At 47.6% G+C, this 17906-nt stretch carries 17 protein-coding genes; 7 read left to right on the forward strand and 10 right to left on the reverse strand.

The window, feature by feature from the left end; genetic code table 11:
- Positions 1–6: 6 nt before the first annotated feature.
- From tatAD to ACQE26_RS02875, 3 genes are all read right to left on the reverse strand, one after another.
- Positions 7–204, reverse strand: coding sequence for a sec-independent protein translocase protein TatAD (gene tatAD, locus ACQE26_RS02865; protein WP_438421137.1), 198 nt, complete (start codon positions 202–204; stop codon positions 7–9).
- A 12-nt stretch (positions 205–216) separates the two neighbouring features.
- Entirely contained in the window at positions 217–1968 is a 1752-nt protein-coding gene (gene phoD / locus ACQE26_RS02870) for an alkaline phosphatase PhoD (protein WP_500470627.1), read from the reverse strand.
- 261 nt (positions 1969–2229) lie between these two features.
- Positions 2230–2658: a cell wall hydrolase gene (locus ACQE26_RS02875; protein WP_003156683.1), complete on the reverse strand. Its 429-nt coding sequence runs from the start codon at positions 2656–2658 to the stop codon at positions 2230–2232.
- A gap of 151 nt (positions 2659–2809) precedes the next feature.
- Here ACQE26_RS02875 and ACQE26_RS02880 point away from each other — a divergent pair, with 151 nt between their 5' ends.
- Positions 2810–3193: a DUF2512 family protein gene (locus ACQE26_RS02880; RefSeq protein ID WP_016936861.1), complete on the forward strand. Its 384-nt coding sequence runs from the start codon at positions 2810–2812 to the stop codon at positions 3191–3193.
- A 64-nt stretch (positions 3194–3257) separates the two neighbouring features.
- Here ACQE26_RS02880 and ACQE26_RS02885 read toward each other — a convergent pair whose 3' ends face one another.
- From ACQE26_RS02885 to ACQE26_RS02900, 4 genes are all read right to left on the reverse strand, one after another.
- Positions 3258–3596 (reverse strand): thioredoxin family protein, encoded by a 339-nt coding sequence (locus ACQE26_RS02885; RefSeq protein ID WP_500470628.1) that lies wholly within the window; start codon positions 3594–3596, stop codon positions 3258–3260.
- A gap of 173 nt (positions 3597–3769) precedes the next feature.
- The gene (locus ACQE26_RS02890) at positions 3770–4159 is read right to left on the reverse strand and encodes a DoxX family protein (RefSeq protein WP_007609195.1); all 390 of its coding nucleotides are present in this window, start codon (positions 4157–4159) and stop codon (positions 3770–3772) included.
- Between the two features lie 132 nt (positions 4160–4291).
- Positions 4292–5230 carry a ring-cleaving dioxygenase gene (locus tag ACQE26_RS02895; protein ID WP_500470630.1) on the reverse strand — a complete coding sequence of 313 codons (939 nt, stop codon included), beginning with the start codon at positions 5228–5230 and terminating at the stop codon, positions 4292–4294.
- 24 nt (positions 5231–5254) lie between these two features.
- Complete coding sequence (locus ACQE26_RS02900) at positions 5255–5875, reverse strand: nitroreductase family protein (protein ID WP_500470632.1); 621 nt, start codon at positions 5873–5875, stop codon at positions 5255–5257.
- Positions 5876–6304: 429 nt separating this feature from the next.
- Between ACQE26_RS02900 and ACQE26_RS02905 the strand changes: the two genes are divergently transcribed.
- On the forward strand, positions 6305–7198 hold the full coding sequence (locus tag ACQE26_RS02905; protein ID WP_060963683.1) for a cation diffusion facilitator family transporter: 894 nt from the start codon (positions 6305–6307) through the stop codon (positions 7196–7198).
- A 461-nt stretch (positions 7199–7659) separates the two neighbouring features.
- On the opposite strand, the gene glnL is transcribed toward ACQE26_RS02905, so the two are convergent.
- Both glnL and glnK read right to left on the reverse strand, forming a co-directional pair.
- Complete coding sequence (glnL, locus tag ACQE26_RS02910) at positions 7660–8607, reverse strand: glutamine utilization two-component system response regulator GlnL (RefSeq protein WP_500470633.1); 948 nt, start codon at positions 8605–8607, stop codon at positions 7660–7662.
- A complete protein-coding gene (glnK, locus tag ACQE26_RS02915) occupies positions 8607–9899 on the reverse strand; it encodes a two-component system sensor histidine kinase GlnK (protein ID WP_500470635.1) in 1293 nt (430 codons plus the stop codon). Before glnK ends, glnL begins: the two co-directional genes overlap by 1 nt.
- Positions 9900–10143: 244 nt before the next feature.
- On the opposite strand from glnK, the gene ACQE26_RS02920 reads away from it, so the two are divergent.
- The 4 genes from ACQE26_RS02920 to ACQE26_RS02935 all read left to right on the forward strand — a co-directional run bounded on the left by ACQE26_RS02920 (position 10144) and on the right by ACQE26_RS02935 (position 15169).
- On the forward strand, positions 10144–11127 hold the full coding sequence (locus tag ACQE26_RS02920) for a glutaminase (protein WP_016936871.1): 984 nt from the start codon (positions 10144–10146) through the stop codon (positions 11125–11127).
- Positions 11128–11151: 24 nt separating this feature from the next.
- Positions 11152–12588 carry an alanine/glycine:cation symporter family protein gene (locus tag ACQE26_RS02925; protein ID WP_500470636.1) on the forward strand — a complete coding sequence of 479 codons (1437 nt, stop codon included), beginning with the start codon at positions 11152–11154 and terminating at the stop codon, positions 12586–12588.
- A 116-nt stretch (positions 12589–12704) separates the two neighbouring features.
- Positions 12705–13652, forward strand: coding sequence for a homocysteine S-methyltransferase (gene mmuM / locus ACQE26_RS02930; protein WP_500470638.1), 948 nt, complete (start codon positions 12705–12707; stop codon positions 13650–13652).
- Positions 13653–13765: 113 nt separating this feature from the next.
- On the forward strand, positions 13766–15169 hold the full coding sequence (locus ACQE26_RS02935) for an amino acid permease (RefSeq protein WP_438421132.1): 1404 nt from the start codon (positions 13766–13768) through the stop codon (positions 15167–15169).
- Positions 15170–15209: 40 nt separating this feature from the next.
- Here the strand turns inward: ACQE26_RS02935 and ACQE26_RS02940 are convergent, their stop codons facing one another.
- A complete protein-coding gene (locus tag ACQE26_RS02940; RefSeq protein WP_500470640.1) occupies positions 15210–16277 on the reverse strand; it encodes a branched-chain amino acid aminotransferase in 1068 nt (355 codons plus the stop codon).
- Between the two features lie 369 nt (positions 16278–16646).
- Between ACQE26_RS02940 and gltP the strand changes: the two genes are divergently transcribed.
- Positions 16647–17897 (forward strand): glutamate-aspartate/proton symporter GltP, encoded by a 1251-nt coding sequence (gene gltP / locus ACQE26_RS02945; protein ID WP_049627826.1) that lies wholly within the window; start codon positions 16647–16649, stop codon positions 17895–17897.
- The last annotated feature ends 9 nt before the right edge of the window (positions 17898–17906 follow it).

The raw sequence follows: 17906 nt of genomic DNA on the forward strand, positions 1-17906 counted from the left end.
CAGGATTCAGCCTGCCGTTTTGTCTTTCTCAGCCGGCTGCTTGTCCGGCTCTTCATTTGAGACCAGTGTTTTTGCGGCGCTTTTAAATTCAAGCAGCGTGCGGCCGGCGGCACGGCCGATTTCCGGAAGCTTTGAAGGCCCGAAAATGATCAGAGCGATAACAAAAATCAAGATTAACCCGGGAATGCCGATATTTGAAAACATAAGTATGCCCCCTTATTGTGAAATTTTGGCCCGTTTCTTTCTCATTTGCTTTTCATGCGCACTGTTATGGGCGAAGAAACGATCCTCTTCCACCTCATTTGACTGCTTTAAGCCGCCTGCAACCGCCGCTTGAGAGACCTTCCGAATCCCCGTCTGGTCTTTTTGATAAATGAATGAAGCCCGCGTGGATACCTCAGCCCCCGGCTCCGTCACATACGGCACCACTCTGTAATCCGCTCTCCATTGGGCAGGCGTCACCGTACAGCGGACATAGCCGCGGTAATCGTTGAAAAACTTAATATGCGGGTTTTGTTTTAAGATTTGATCCGTATCAGCCCGTTTATCCGCCCCGTTTCCTCCCGATGTGATGGAAGTCCCGACGAATTCGGCTCCGAAGATCTTTGAATTCGTTTGATTAAAATCGGTATGCAGGTTTGACGCCCAGCTTGCATGAACATCACCCGTCAGCACGATGACATTGTTCAGATTTTTGCTTTTTATAAAATTGATGACCCGCTCCCGCTGCGCCGGGTAGCCGTCCCATGAATCCATGCTGAATATCGGCTTGTCGGTTGTTCCGAAATTCCATTGCGCGAAAAAGATTTGCTGGGCCAGCACATTCCACTTCGCTTTTGAAGCGGCTAAGTTGTCGAAGAGCCATTGCTCCTGCTCTGTCCCCATCAATGTGCGCTTCGGATCTCTCCATTCATCAGAAGGCGGTTTATTCCCGTCGCCGTTGGCCTGATCATCTCTGTACTGTCTTGTATCAAGCACATTGAACGACGCTAAATTGCCATAAGAAAATTGCCTGTACAGCCGCATATCAGGGCCATTCGGGAGCGACATGCGTCTGAGCGGCATGTGTTCATAATAAGCCTGATAAGCCGCAGCCCTTCTGAGCACAAATGCTTCAACCGATTGGCCTTTTTCGGGAATGACATTGGCATAATTGTTCTCCACCTCATGATCGTCCCAAGTTACGACCCACGGAAAAGCGGCGTGGGCGGCTTTCAGATTGGCATCAGAGCGGTATTGGGCGTGACGGTTGCGGTAATCTGACAGCGTGTATACTTCGGCGCTGCTGTGCGTCCTGACATTCCCCGTCTTTGCCACATATTCGTTCGGCCCGTATTCATAAATGTAATCTCCGAGATGGAATACGAGATCAAGCTTTTCCTTCGCCATATGTTTATACGCCGTATAATAGCCGTGTTCATACTGCTGGCAAGAGGCAAACGCAAACGTCATGGCGGATACGTCAGCACCGGGAGCGGGCAGCGTTTTCGTCCGGCCGACGGGGCTGAGCTCATGCCCGCTTTTAAATCGGTAATAGTACACTTTATTGGGCTTAAGCCCGTCCGCTTCAACATGGACGGAATGTCCGAGATTCGGTTTAGCCATTTCCGTTCCGCGTTTAACGACATGGCGGAAATGTTCATCAGTGGCGATTTCCCATTTAACCGGAACGGCCTGATTCGGCATTCCTCCCCCATTCAGCGGGTCCGGGGCAAGACGTGTCCAGAGAATGACGCTGTCAGACAGCGGATCACCGGAGGCCACGCCGAGGGTGAACGGATAGTTTGAAAATATCGGAGCGGCATTCACTTCAAACGCGCCGATGGATTGCGCGATCGCCAGCCCGAGGGAAAGGCCTGCGATTTTCCCGGCGCCCTGTATAAATGCGCGGCGGTCAAACGTATTGTTTTGAAAGCTTTTGTTCTCCAATTCCTTGATCCATTCATCTAAACGGCCGTCATGTGTCATGTCAGTTCCCCTTTCGTCTCATTGATCGCCCCCATTATAGAAAAGAAATGTTAAACCGTTATGAAGAAGTGTGAAGGATTTGTAAGGGCGGAAAGTGAACGGCGGGAGACATTTTTCACATTGTTTCGACAAATCTTTCCCGTCCGGGAGAAATCCCCCTCTGTTTCTGTTTGGCTTTTCATCCGTCAAGCGCACTTTGTTCCTATTTTTCTTCACAAGAAATTAAAAAACACCGTTCATTCTGAGAACGGTGCTCCGGGATTAAAATGTATTGTACACGTTTTCGCACGTTTCACCTGTCGGCTGATAGAAGCAGTGGGATCTGAATCTGGCGACAAACGGCTGACCATACCAAGTCTGCGGGCAGTTTCCCGGCGGCTTAAAATACCACAGGCTGAATTTAGCCGGCCAAAACCGTTCTCCGTTAATATTACGGCGGGCAAGCCTCCGCTCTGATTCGCGCGGCCTTTGGTAAAAATATCCGTGAGTCACCGCTTCAAACGCGTGCGGCTGAAACACCATCTGTCTGATGGTGCGCAGGCCTTTAAAATCAGAACAATTCGCCCGCACCCTATTGATGCCCACATTGCCGACCAAAAGCATTCCCTGCTTTCCTTCGCCTTCCGCTTCCGCCCTGAGCAGCCTTGCCATTAGATCGACATCGGCGCTCGACGCTTTTACGACTGCCATCATGACACCTCCCGTTTTTCTCCCTTCATCATATTCAGCCGCGGCCCAGTGATGACAGCCAAAAGCCAGAAAACAAATGTTCACAAAAAAAGGTTTATATTTCACGTGATGAGGAAACATACTAACATGATTTCCATAAGGAGGAATTCGCATGGAACATATTAAAGCGCTTGCCATTAAAGGCATCATGACCATTATTATTCTGTATCTCGTACTCGGCTTAGGTTTTCGCTTTACATTCGGCGACGTGCTGCTGATGACCATTGTGTTGGGAGCTGTTTCCTACTTTACGGGCGACCTGTACGTGCTTCCGAGATGGAATAATATCACGGCGGCGTCCGCTGATTTCGGAATCGCGTTTCTTGTTGTCTGGCTGATGGGAATGCCGCTGTCCATGGGCATTTCAGGAGGAAGACTGGCGTTTGCCGCTCTTATTTCCGCCATTATCATCGCGGTCGGAGAATATTTTTTCCATATTTATCTGATGAGAAAAGACTTGGGCGGGTCCCGTTTTTTAGAGCCCCGGTCCGAATAACGCAAAAAAGGCCGGATAAAAGCCCCCTTAAAGGGGGCTTTTTATTTGTAAAGGTATAAACGCTTTATACATCTTGATATAACTGATAAACCCTTTTCAGCCTTTCTTCGAGCTGTTCAAAATGAACAAAGCGGGCTTCTCTCAGAAACTCAGTCCCATCAATGAACAAAAGAAGCACGGGAACAGTGAAGACTGAAAATCTGCCGGCCACCTCTTCTGCCTCGTCAGCATTGATATGCTCCAATTTGATATTCGGAAACTGATCCAATACTTTTCTGAGCTGCGGCAGAACAGCGTGACATACTGTACAGGCGGGTCTTGAAATGTAAATAAAACTGAATTGATGCTGTTTAATAAAATTCTCGATAGAATCTAATGAATGTAATTCTGCCATCTCTTTCATCAAATTCCTCCTTCAATTGACTCGTCTTTCATGACTTTCAATATGCATATCATTCACTATACACATTTATATTGAACATATCCGCTTTTTTGCTATTCAGAGCACCTGAACGTTGTGCTTGAAACATAAAAGAACAGTTACCGTTTTTCAGTAACTGTTCTTAGATCCTTATATTAAAAATGCAAAGCGTAAGCTCCTGAACCGATGAGTGCAACTCCGATGGAGACTGCAATCAGCACCAAGTTATATTCAAAACCGCCGGCACCGTTCGCAAACCCTTTCGCTCCATGAACTTTTACGATAGCACCTAACATAATAATCGTTATAATAGCAGCTCCGAGCGGGAGGAATACACCTAAAATAAATAAAATTCCGCTTGCGAGTTCCCCGAGACCTGATAAAGCGGCCGCGGCATTGCCTGGTTTAACTCCAATTGACTCGAACCATTGTCCGGTTCCTTTAATCCCGTATCCGCCAAACCAGCCGAATAATTTTTGTGATCCGTAAAACAGAAACACCACACCAATCATGATTCGAATAAGTAATAGTCCTGCATCTTCCATTTTTATCTCTCCTTATGTTTCATATTATAGGATGTGCTGCAAGGCAGCTTGTTTACCAACAGCCGCTTCCAGCAAACATCTGTTAAATGTATGTCTTTTTATTTTTCTTCATGCTTCACGTTGATCTATAAATCAATCTAATTCTCTCACTTCAAACGGCAGCAGCCCTTGTTCAATTTGTGCCCGGTGCGGTTCATACTGCTCAGGGAGCATCAGTTTTCCGCCCATTGTTTCTTGGGACTCATCATGGGCAAAGCCCGGCGGATCAGTGGCGATCTCAAATAAGATTTCCCCATGTTCTCTGAAGTAAACCGCATTAAAATAGTTTCTATCCTGAACAGGAGTTACACCATATCCGTGCGCAGCAATGAATCTTTGCCAATCTAATTGATCTTCGTCATCCTGAGCACGCCAAGCGATGTGATGGACCGTGCCGACACCCATTTGCCCGCGGCCGATAGGCGTTAATTTAAGGTCAATCACATTTCCGATATCACCGGCAGAATGATAACGAACGAAGTCTCCTTCTTTACCGACTCGCTCAAGCCCCATGATGTTTTCTAGCAGTTCACCTGTTTTTTCAGGCTGTGCTGATAACAGGGTTGCACCGCCAAAGCCTTTAATGGCAACATCCGGGGTTACATCTCCGAAAGTCCACGTATTGGCCTCCCCTGCTTCTCTTTCCACGATTTCTAAATGCAGACCGTGCGGATCATCAAACTCTATATATTGTTCTCCAAAACGCTCGATTTTGGTGTATGGAATGTTGAACTTTTCAAGTCTCTTTTCCCAAAACGCCATGGCACCCTTCGGCACGACGTAAGATGTCACGCCGACCTGTCCGTCTCCAATGATGCCTTGGCGGGCGCCCGCCCACGGAAAGAAGGTGATGATTGTTCCCGGCTTCCCGCCTTCATCCCCAAAATAAAGGTGATACGTACCCGGATCATCAAAATTGACCGTTTGCTTGACCAATCGCAGCCCCAGAACTCCAGCGTAGAAATCAGCATTCTCTTGAGGGTGACCGACAATTGCTGTAATATGATGGATTCCCATCGTTTTTTTAGCCATTTTTATCCGCTCCTTTACAAATAGTTAAATATACTCCACAAACTCATTCACAGGCTTTCGGTAGCCGCGCGGCCTTCTGCTTTCTGTTTTTTCTTTCCCGATTGTAATCATCATGACGACCTCAAATTGATCATCTATATTCAAAATCTGTTTCACGGCTTCAGCATCAAACCCTATCATCGGACAGGTGTCCCAGCCTTTTTCCTTAGCACTCAGCATAAACATCATCGCAGAAAGTGAAGCATTTCTTATCGCCTCATCTCTCTTAAATGGTTCTCCCCTGTTTTCATAAAACGAAACGGTGTCTTGAACCATATGATCATACTCTTGTTTATTTAATACCCCCAGCATCTTCAATCCTTCATAGATGTCAGCCGCTTGCTGATATGCCTGCTTATCCCCTAAAACCAAAAGAACCGCTGATGAGCTAAACACTTTATATTGTCCGTTTGCGGCCTGCTTCAGCTTTTCTTTTACATCCGGGTCAAGAACCGTCACATATTTTGTGTGCTGCAAATTAAAAGCTGATGGAGTCAACGCAACCAATTCAAACATTTCATTGAGTTCATCTCTTGTGATTGGATGATCCGGAAGAAAGTTGCTTGCAGATCTTCTTTCATTCACTAGCTTTACAAATTCAGCCATTTCTCTTGCACTCCCTTTTATCTCGAATTCGAGATATTATCGTATAAAAAATCAAATAGCATATAATCAAAAAACGAAACGTTCTCTTCACTGATCTTTTCGTGATTCAAGCGATCGGCAGGTTTTTATCCTGCACTCTAATTAATTTACCTTGAATTAAAATATCTTGAATTCGAGATAATAATAAAGGATAAATACTTAAATGTCAACAGTTCATTTTTAAATTCAGCGCCATTTTGTCTGCGTACTGTTTAGCCCTGCTCCAACTTTTTTTCTGTCACCTTATTTATTAGTAAACAGGAAAAAACCTTGCTATAGACCCACTCGAAACTGAATTGGTATGATAAGCAAAGTGATTACACAAGAAAGGATACGGAGAGCGAATCAAAAGCGCTCCTCTTTTTTTGCGCAGTTTTATAGGAGGACAAAATGACAAGTGAAAGAGAACAAATAAGCAAAAAAGTTGCTTTGATTGCATTGATAGCCAATCTGATCTTAATGGCAGGAAAGATCTTTTTTGGACTGATAGGCGATAGTGAAGCCGTTTTTGCCGACGGTATACACTCTGCAGCGGATGTCGTGGCTTCGATTGCTGTCCTGGCCGTCATCGGCATTTCTAATAAGCCGCCCGATCAAGACCATCCTTTCGGGCATGGCAAAGCTGAGGTCATCAGCGAAGCGATTGTAGGAATAATATTAGTGCTCGTTTCCGTGTATATTCTAATAGAAGCGATTTCGTCCTTTGTTGAAGGTCCAAGCATCCCGCAATACAGCGCATTGTTTGCGGCTCTGATATCCTATGCGGCTAAGCAGATCTTATATCGTTATTCGATCAAACAAGGAGAAAAATGGAACAGTAAAGCGATTATAGCGATTGCATACGATCATAAAGGCGATATCGTTGCCTCTCTTGCCGCTTTTATCGGCGTCCTATTGGCGATTATCGGGAACGCCCGCGGGTGGTCCTATCTGTTGTACGCCGATGCAATTGCCAGTGTCATCGTAGCGTACCTCATTTTTAAGATTTCAATGGAATTAATCAGGCCGTCTGTTGACGTTCTCATGGAAAAAAGTGTTGATCCCGAACTGATAGAGGAATATAAAGCGGTTATTTTGCATTGTCCTCAAGTCAAACGGCTCGATAAAATCCGAGCGAGAGAACACGGCCACTATAAATTGCTTGATGTCCGGTTATCTTTAGATCATGATTTGACGATTAAGCAGGGACACGATATTGCCCGCGAAATCCGAAATGACATCAAAAGACACTTTTCAGATGTTGAAGAAGTGCTCATCCATGTGAATCCTTATTTTGAAGAATGAAAAAGCAGCTTGTAGAGAAAATGATGTTTCTCTACAAGCTTTTTTGTTTTGTGCTGTTTCTTTATATATTCCCGTTTCATTTATGTCCGCCCCTTCATATTTTAACCGTAAGCCATTTTCCTTTGCGATGTTCAGAACGGATTCTATTTCCCTTTGTTTTGTCATCTTGTTTCCCCATTTCCCTTATTTACTGACACAGAGCTTCGCCTGAGGCGGAGGAGAAAGAGATATGTGAAGACGCCAAAAAGAGGGCGGCATAATCGCCGCCCCCTCACTATTACTGTCAGGTTCCTTTATTCAGGCAGACAATCCCGGTTTCCTCCGCACTCAAGGCAGAGACTTTGACACTATTTCATTAGTGCGAAAACCGGAATTTGATCAGCCATCAGGATCCCTACGTTCCTTCTTAGTTAACATGATTTTACACAAAGACCTTATATAAGTAAACCTCATTTATCGGCTTACCTGCTCCCTCCGCTGACAAACTTCGATCCTTCGCGTAAATCTTTCGCCTCCAAATAGAAGACGTGAATAAATTTTTTCATATTCACTTTAACCGGAGAAAGCGGCACCGTTTCTTTCGACTGCATTTCTTTCATTCTCTTGCTGACGGCAGGGAAATCAAAGAATTTCGAGGCGTAATATTCAAATTTGGGGTTTGAAAAATCAGTTGTGCCCAATGAGGCGAAATGGTTTAACGAATGAATGATCGCTCTTCTGATCCGCTGTTCGGAGGCTTTTGTCTCCCTGCTGACGTCTGCTTCCGACGCCACGGGTCCCAGTTTCCGCAGCGCGACGTTTGTAAACACACGCTTCAGCGACGGGACGCTTTTTTGCGCCTGCTCATCCTCAAATAAAAAATGCAGCACGGCCATCAGGTCGTGCGCGCCGCTTTCTCCCACAATCCCTAGTTCTGATAACAGAAATTTCCCGGTCTCTTTCACGGATTTTTCGCAGGATTTAAAAGAGCGGCTTTGCTGCGGTTCATTGCGCTGAACAAGCCGTCTTAGCGAATTTTGGATATCGCCGATCGAGGTTTCCAGTTCGATCCGCTCTTTCACTTTTCGGAGCACGGTGATGATTTCAATTTTGTTGATCGGTTTGTGGATATAATATTCAATACCGAGAGAATAGGCTTCCCCCACCATTTCCTTCGCTTCCACCTGGGATATCATCACCGTTTTTCCGGTGTACGAATCCTGAAGATGCCGTATCGTCTCAATCCCGTCCCGCCCCGGCATCAGCAGGTCAATTAATAAAATATCGACTTGTTTAAAATGGAGATAATGCCCTTCAATCTGGCTTCCGTCCTCCGCCTCGCCGACGACTTCGCCTAAGTCCTCATCTTCAATGATTTGTCTCAAAATGGAACGGATCGCCCGGTCATCATCAGCTATAAAAAAGCGCATTATGAACTCACCCTTTCTGCAATTAAATGCCTCACCGGCAGCTGAATCGTAAATATGACGCCTTTTGGCTTGTTGTGAAAGGAGATGCCGCCTTCAAGTTCGGTTACGATTTCCTTCACGTATGAAAGCCCGATGCCCGTTGAAGGGGTGCCGAATTCATCGTATTTGGACGTAAATCCGGGATCATAGATTACCTCTCCGATTTTTTCCGAAATGCCGGGACCGTCATCTTCCGCCTGAAATTCGGCCATCTCCCCCTCCGCCCTGCGCAGCGTGAGGCGGATCTCACCTCTGTCCCCCATGGCCTCTACGGCATTGGCGGTCAGGTTATTCAAGATCGACAGGACGGTAAAGACGTGATAATCGGGATGATCTCCTTCAACCACGCTCCGGAATTGAATATCCTTGCCTAAAGATTCGGCGTATTTTTCATTGATTCGGAGGACGATTCCGATCAGAGCGGCGGCATCCATGTAATCCCGGAATCTCTCATTTGAAATCAGCTTCGACAGGCCGGCGAATATCCGCTGATTGTCTTTTTTCACTTCATGAATTTCTCCCGCAAGGCGCAGCATTCGGCTGCCGAGCTCCCGGTCGTTCCCGCTCATTTCCCGATACAGCTGATAGGATTCTTTCGTCACATGCTCCGTCGTTTTCAGCGTTTTTTTCAAATGAATTGTTTCTTCGTATAAGTTAGACACAATCATCAGCATGTGTTCATGCTGCTTTCTCGTTTGCTTTTCCCTGACCTGGGATTCGTGCAGCTTCATCACGTTGAAAAAGCTCAGCACAATAAATGTGTGAGAAACGGCGATGACCGCAATATCCGCCAGTTTGCCCGGCATCATAATCAGCCGGCCTCCTGAAAACTGAACCGCCATTTCAACGGTGTCGGAAGCGATTTCAATGAGAAAGCCGAGGAAACCGATCATGAGCGGCCGATCCCGAAAGAACCTGACCCTCAGCACATAAAACAAGCAGGCATATGTAAAGTAAAAAAAGAAACTGGGATATTGGCTGAAAAAAGCCTCCGTAAAGCCGGCATGCTCTCCTCCCCAGCACGACAGGCCGATCCGGAATGCCACAACGGCTGCACCTGTCAACAGCCCTGACAATACTGCCGGCACATGCCGCAGCAGCAGCAGAAAAAAGAAAAAAGCCGGGGCGCCGAAGCTGATCCGGTACACCTCATTCAGGGGGTAAAATTTCAGTTCCCCCGCCAGCGGCACGGTGATCAGCATAAGTGCGAAAAGATAGCCGTCTTTTTTTAGTAAATAGTCGAGCCTGATCACAATCACTTCCTTCTTCTATCTATTTTGAATAAGACCGAGTGAGTCCGCAAATTTCTTTAGACCCGTATGGCGGGACGCTCCTGCAGATTTATAAATCTATCGGCTTATTTTAAGAATGATTTTGTCGTATTTTATATGATTCTGTAGATGTCATTATACATTAACATGGAACACGCTATATTTGAAAACGTTTTCCAAGACCGGGTTCCGCTTGCGGACAGGCTTGTAATAGAGGAGGAATGTTATGAAAGATATGGTCAGAGAGCGCCTTGAAAAAGAGGAACTGGCTTCACTTTTACAAGATTGGGTCGAACATTACCGACCGTTTTCCGTCAATGGAAAAAGCGCAAATTATATCCCCGCCCTAGGAGAAATCAATGACTCTCAGCTGGGCATTTGCATATTAGAGCCGGATGGCTCAATGATTCATGCCGGTGAATGGAATGTGCCGTTCACATTGCAGAGCATCTCAAAAGTCATCAGCTTTATTGCCGCCTGCATGTCCAGGGGCATTCCTTATGTACTCGATCGTGTGGACGTGGAGCCGACAGGTGATGCGTTTAATTCTATCATCCGGCTTGAAATCCATAAACCCGGGAAGCCCTTCAATCCGATGATCAATGCCGGCGCCATTACCGTCGCCTCGCTTCTTCCCGGTGAAACGGCGCATGATAAATTGGAATATCTCTTTTCCGTTTTTGAAAAATTGATAGGAAAACGGCCTCACATACACGAGGAGGTCTTCCGCTCTGAATGGCAGACCGCACACCGGAACAGAGCGCTCGCCTACTATTTAAAAGAAACGAACTTTCTCGAGGCGGATGTGGAAGAAACGCTTGAAGTGTATTTAAAGCAATGCGCCATGGAGGGGACAACCGAGGACATCGCTTTAATCGGATTGATTCTTGCGCATGACGGCTACCATCCCATCCGCAGGGAACAGGTCATTCCGAAAGATGTCGCGAAACTCGCCAAAGCCCTGATGCTGACGTGCGGGATGTACAATGCGTCAGGCAAATATGCGGCTTTCGTCGGCGTCCCGGCCAAAAGCGGGGTATCCGGCGGCATTATGGCATTGGTTCCCCCAAGCGCCAGAAGAGAACAGCCTTTTCATAACGGCTGCGGCATCGGCATTTACGGTCCGGCCATTGATGAATACGGCAACAGCCTGACCGGCGGCATGCTGCTGAAACATATCGCACAGGAGTGGGAGCTCAGTATTTTTTAATCAAACGAACCAAGAGGTGATTGGATGCAGGAATTCCTTGAAAATGTAATCGGCTCGGCAAATGATTTTTTATGGTCAAAACTGTTAATCGTACTGCTTCTTTCTCTGGGACTGTTTTTTACGTTCAGATCAAAGGGTCTGCAAGTCCGCATGCTGAGGGAAATGATCCGGGTTTTGAAAGAAGGCGCGGCCGCCCGGTCAAAAAACAGCATTTCCCCGTTTCAGGCATTTTGCATCAGCATGGCGGCGCGTGTCGGAACCGGGAATATTACCGGAATCGCCATTGCGATCGCACTCGGCGGCCCGGGCGCTATTTTCTGGATGTGGATTATCGCCGTCATCGGTTCGGCTTCAAGCTTTGTTGAAAGCACGCTGGCCCAAATTTATAAAGTAAAAGATCAAAACGGATTCCGCGGCGGCCCGGCCTATTACATGGAAAAAGGCCTGAAGAAACGCTGGATGGGCGCGCTGTTCGCCGTTTTAATCACGCTGTCATTCGGAGTCGTCTTTAATTCCGTTCAGTCCAATACGATCAGCGTCGCCTTTCAAAACGCATTCGGCACCAGCCGGCTTACATTGGGCATTATTTTAATTTTGGTTTTCGGCTGCGTGATTTTCGGAGGCGTCAAACGAATTGCGAAAATGGCGGAATACATCGTAGTCGTCTTAGCCGTTTTATATATCGGTGTCGCTTTCTTTGTCATTCTGACGAACATCACCCAATTGCCCGGCGTTCTGTCGCTTATCGTAAAAAATGCGTTCGGTATTGATCAGGCAGCGGGCGGCGCTTTAGGTGCGGCTTTGATGCAAGGTGTGAGACGCGGCATTTTCTCAAATGAAGCGGGAATGGGAAGCGCTCCGAACGCGGCGGCGACAGCTACGACGAGCCATCCGGTGAAACAGGGGCTCATTCAGGCCTTCGGCGTCCTGACGGATACGCTCGTCATTTGTACAAGCACGGCACTAATCATTTTATTTTCAGACGCTTATCACCAGCCGGGACTGAGCGGCATCGCGCTTTCTCAGGCTGCCTTGAGCGACCATGTCGGCGCGTGGGCATCAGGTTTCCTTGCCGTCTTAATACTTTTGTTCGGCTTCAGCGCTCTGATGGGCAACTATTATTACGGAGAAACCAATATCGGATTTTTAAGCCAGAACAAAAAATGGCTGTTCATTTACCGCATCTGTGTACTCGGAATGGTTCTGTTCGGATGCATTTCCAAAGTCCAGCTTGTGTGGGATATGGCTGACTTGTTCATGGGCTTAATGGTGGTCGTGAATTTAATTGCGATTTTCCTTCTGTCGAAAAAAGCGTTTGCCGCTTTGAGCGATTATGCCCGGCAAAAGAAAGCCGGAAAGGACCCCGTCTTTTACAGAGATGTGCTCCCTGATGATGACGGGATCGACTGCTGGGAGTATTCAGACATCGCGAAAAGTGCGAAAGGCAAACATATTTCCTAAACAAAAGGTGTTCGGGCAGCGTCCTGAACATCTTTTTTTCTGCCGGTTGATTGACAAAGAGGAAAGCGTCCATTACCCTTTTCATATATTTTCAAGAAAGTCAGAAAGGAGCGCCTATGAACCCCATTACACACATATTAGATGAATACCCGGTTATGATCATAGACGGAGCAATGGCAACCGAGCTTGAACGGATGGGCTGTGATTTACATGACGATCTGTGGTCGGCCAAAATTCTTTTGGAGAAACCCGAACTGATCAAACAGGTGCATGCCGAATATTTTGCCGCCGGCGCTGATTGCGCGATTACTGCCAGCTATCAATCGACGATTGAAGGATTTGCGGCACGCGGCATCTCAGAAACCGATGCGATCCGCCTGATACAGACATCAGTTGAGCTCGCCGTCCAAGCTCGCGATGAATTTTGGGCGCATGAAGAAAACCGTTCAGACCGTCCCAAACCTTTGATCGCCGCTTCTATCGGACCTTACGGCGCGAGCCTTGCCGACGGCTCTGAATATCGCGGGCATTACGGACTGACGGAGGATGAACTGATCAGCTTTCACCGCCCCCGGATGAAAGCCCTTATAGAATCCGGCGCCGATCTTTTGGCGTGCGAGACCATTCCGTGCCTGTCAGAGGCAAAAGCGATCGTAAGGCTGCTGGAGGAATTCCCAGGCACTTATGCGTGGATGAGCTTCAGCGCCAAAGACGGACGGCATATCAGCGAAGGCACACCTATTTCCGAATGCGCGGCCCTGCTCGGCTCCTGCAATCAGATCGCGGCGATCGGCATCAACTGCACACCGATCGAACATATTCCGCCGCTGATAGAAGAAATCAAACGGGCAGCGCCCAAGCCGATTATCGTCTATCCGAACTCAGGCGAACAATATGACCCGGAAACAAAAACCTGGAAAGGCGAAGCGTGCGCAAAACATTTCGGAGAGAGCGCGCAAAGCTGGTACGAAAACGGCGCAAGCCTGATCGGAGGCTGCTGCCGGACGAAGCCCGCGGATATTCAGGCCATTGCGGCTTGGGCCAAAACCTTAAAAACAACTTGACTAATCGGAATAGTTTGTATATTCTATTCAAAAAGCCGGTTCGCCGGAATCTCGTGCCGTTCGCCGGCATGAGATTTTTTATTAGAACGGCTCTCGCAGAAAGTTGGAAAACAATGAACAACAAGAACGAGACGAATTTTCAGAGAAGTATGAAAAGCAGGCACCTCTTTATGCTCTCACTCGGAGGTGTAATCGGAACGGGGCTGTTTTTAAGCTCGGGGTATACCATTCATCAGGCGGGTCCGGCGGGTACCATTTTTGCATACCTTTTGGGCGCGGGCATCGTCTATCTTGTCATGCTTTGCCTCGGTGAACTGTCAGTGGCCATGCCGGTCACGGGTTCCTTCCACACCTATGCGAAAACCTATATCGGGCCGGCGACGGGTTTTACGGTCGCATGGCTGTACTGGCTGACGTGGGCAGTGGCGCTGGGCTCTGAATTCACGGCAGCCGGGCTCTTCATGCAGCGCTGGTTCCCGCATACTTCGGTTTGGATGTGGAGTGCCGTATTCGCTCTTTTCATCTTTTTATTAAACGCCTTCTCCGTGAAATTTTTTGCTGAATCGGAGTTTTGGTTCTCAAGCATTAAAGTCTTAGCCATCCTGCTGTTTATTTTATTGGGCGGAGCGGCGATGTTCGGCATCGTCCCGATGAAAAGCGGTGAAGCGGCACCTATGCTGTCGAACTTTACGGATGGCGGCAGTCTTTTTCCAAATGGTTTTTTTCCGATACTGATGACGATGCTGTCAGTAAACTTCGCCTTTTCAGGGACGGAATTGATCGGAATTGCCGCCGGGGAAAGCGCTGATCCGGAAAAAACCGTTCCGCGCGCCATTAAGACTACAGTCTGGCGGCTGGCGCTTTTCTTTATCGGAACGATTTTTGTGCTGTCGGGCATGATCTCCATCCAAGAAGCGGGTGTGATTGAAAGCCCGTTCGTTACGGTATTCGACAGAATCGGCGTGCCGTATGCGGCCGATCTGATGAATTTTGTCATTTTGACGGCGCTTCTGTCTGCGGCGAATTCGGGGCTGTATGCATCATCACGAATGCTGTGGTCCCTGTCTAAAGAAGGTGAGCTTCACCCCGCCTTTGCCAGGCTGACGTCTAAAGGCATTCCTTTTAACGCCCTGATTTTCAGTATGATCGGCGGCATTCTGTCACTGCTGTCAAGCGTGTTTGCAGCGGATACAGTGTATCTTGTTCTCGTCTCCGTCTCAGGATTTGCGGTAGTGGCGGTGTGGATGAGCATTGCCGCATCGCAATTTTTGTTCAGAAGACGGTTTCTTAAAGAAGGCCATCAGCTTTCAGACTTGAAATACAGGACACCGGGATATCCGGCCGTGCCGATAGCGGCCTTTATCCTGTGCCTTGCCTCCTGTATCGGCATTGCTTTTGATCCGAATCAGGCCATCGCCCTTTATTGCGGAATTGCCTTTATGGCCGTCTGTTACAGCGTTTATTACTTAAAAAACCGGAACAGCCGCACCCGTGTTCAAGCCGCAAAATCTCAATAAACAAAAAAAGAACCCTGCCGCGCAAGGGTTCTTTTTTTGTTTATACTTCAACCACCCATCTGAACGAATCCGGCACCTTCCCGACCTGGATGCCGGTAATCGTTTCATAGAGCCTTTCTGACACTTCACCGATCAAACCGTTATTCAGCTCAATTGTTTCTCCGTGAATGTGCAGCTCGCCGACCGGTGAGATGACAGCTGCAGTTCCCGTACCGAATACTTCTGACACCTCGCCTCTCATCGCGGCATGATAGATGTCATCAATGGCAACCCGTTCTTCCCTGACACGGATGCCCCAGCTTTTTAACAGCTCTATCACAGATGCGCGGGTGATGCCCCCGAGAATGCTTCCGTTTAGCGCCGGCGTTACAGCCTCTCCGTTTATAATGAAAAAGATATTCATACTGCCTACCTCTTCGGCATATTTCTTTTCCACTCCGTCGAGCCAAAGCACCTGATCATAACCCAGCTCTTCGGCTTTCCGCTGAGCCTGTAAGCTGGCCGCATAGTTTCCGGACGTTTTAACATCGCCCACTCCGCCGGTGACGGCGCGCACATACTCATCCTCCACATAAATACGGATCGGTTTCAGCTGATCGCCGTAATACGAACCGACCGGCGTCAGGACAACCATGAATTTATACCGCTTGGAAGGCCGGACGCCTAAAGAAGGCTCGGTCGCAATTACAAACGGACGGATATATAAAGAGGTTCCTTTTTCTGTCGGAATCCATTCCTGCTCCAGCTCCACCAATTGTACCAATGCTTCCAGCGCAAGCTTCTCATCGAGAGGCGGCATGCTCATCCGCCGCAACGATTTATTCAGCCGCTTTATATTTTGGTCAGGACGGAACATCAATGCCCGTCCGTCTTCTGATCTGTAAGCCTTCAGCCCTTCAAATACGGCCTGCCCGTAATGGAAAACGGATGCGGACGGATCAAGATGAACCGGTTCATATGGTGTGATTCTCGGATCATGCCAGCCTCTTTCTTCTTCGTAATCCAAGACAAACATGTAATCAGTGAAGTACTTGCCAAATCCCAATGAAGCGGAATCCGGTTTTTCTTTTCTAGCTGTGACCTTACGTCTTTCAATCAGTTGATTCAACAAAAGCACACCTTTCTTGTAATTGTTTAAATTTTCAGTCTTTTATAAGCTGCCTGTTTTCTCTGCCTGAATCGTGTATGCACAGATATATGAGGATGCAGTTGACCGTATCATATTAAATATACCACTTATAAGAGGATAATTATCACAATTTTTGATATTTTCAAGCGAAAATCTAACTTTATTTTATTCTCCTTCATTTTTTTCAATGAGGACTTTCTGTCATATTAAATGATTGCGCTTACATAATGTAAAGAAATCCTCTCTTTCGCAAAGTCAATTTTGTGACAAATTTATGGCGGAGAGGAAGGTGGTTGCCGCCTGCTTCACGAATTACGTAAGAAATGCGCAAGTAAAAGGGGGATTCGCTTGAAAAAATTTATCGCATTTCAGATTTTGATCGCCTTAGCCATCGGAGCACTGATCGGCCATTTCTTCCCGGATTTCGGGATGGCGCTGCGGCCCGTGGGAGACGGATTTATCCGCCTGATTAAAATGATTGTCGTGCCGATCGTGTTCTCGACCATTGTCATCGGAGCCGCCGGGAGCGGCAGTATGAAGAAGATGGGCAGTCTCGGCATCAAAACGATTATTTGGTTTGAAGTCATTACGACACTTGTTCTGGGGCTCGGCCTCCTATTGGCAAACGTCCTGAAGCCTGGAGTCGGCCTTAACCTCTCTCACCTTGCTAAAAAAGACATTCACGAGCTTTCCGGCTATACGGAAAAAGTAGTCGACCTGAAACAAATGCTTCTCGATATTATCCCCGTTAATATCATTGACGTTATGGCGAAAAACGATCTTCTCGCCGTCATCTTTTTCGCGATCCTATTCGGTGTTGCCGCAGCCGGCATCGGCAAAGCCTCCGCACCTGTCATGAATTTCTTTGAATCAACGGCAAATATTATGTTCAAACTGACGCAAATGGTGATGGTCACGGCTCCGATCGGCGTTCTTGCCCTTATGGCCGCCTCAGTCGGACAATTCGGAATCGCGCTTTTGCTCCCGATGCTGAAGCTGATCGGCACTGTGTTTCTCGGGCTTTTTTTGATACTCTTCGTTCTGTTTCCGATTGTCGGGCTTATCTTTAAAATTAAGTACTTTGAAGTGCTGAAAATGATTTGGGATCTGTTTTTGATTGCTTTTTCCACGACAAGCACAGAAACCATTCTGCCTCAGCTGATGGATCGGATGGAGAAATACGGCTGCCCGAAGCGGGTCGTCTCCTTTGTGGTTCCGTCAGGCTTATCGCTGAATTGTGACGGCTCCAGTCTCTATTTATCGGTGTCATGTATTTTTCTGGCGCAGGCTTTTCATGTGGAGATGCCGCTTTCTCAGCAGCTTCTGATGATGCTTGTGCTCGTCATGACAAGCAAAGGCATTGCCGCCGTCCCGTCAGGCTCACTCGTCGTGCTTCTGGCGACAGCGAATGCCGTCGGTCTCCCCGCGGAAGGCGTCGCCATCATTGCCGGTGTCGACCGCGTCATGGACATGGCGAGAACCGGCGTCAACGTGCCCGGCCATGCGGTCGCCTGCATCGTCGTATCCAAATGGGAAAAAGCCTTCACATATAAAGGGCCCGTCACAGCGGACCAGACCGCCCGGACAGAAAGTATGTAAACACAAAAA

Source organism: Bacillus sp. 5RYD7K, assembly GCF_059831465.1.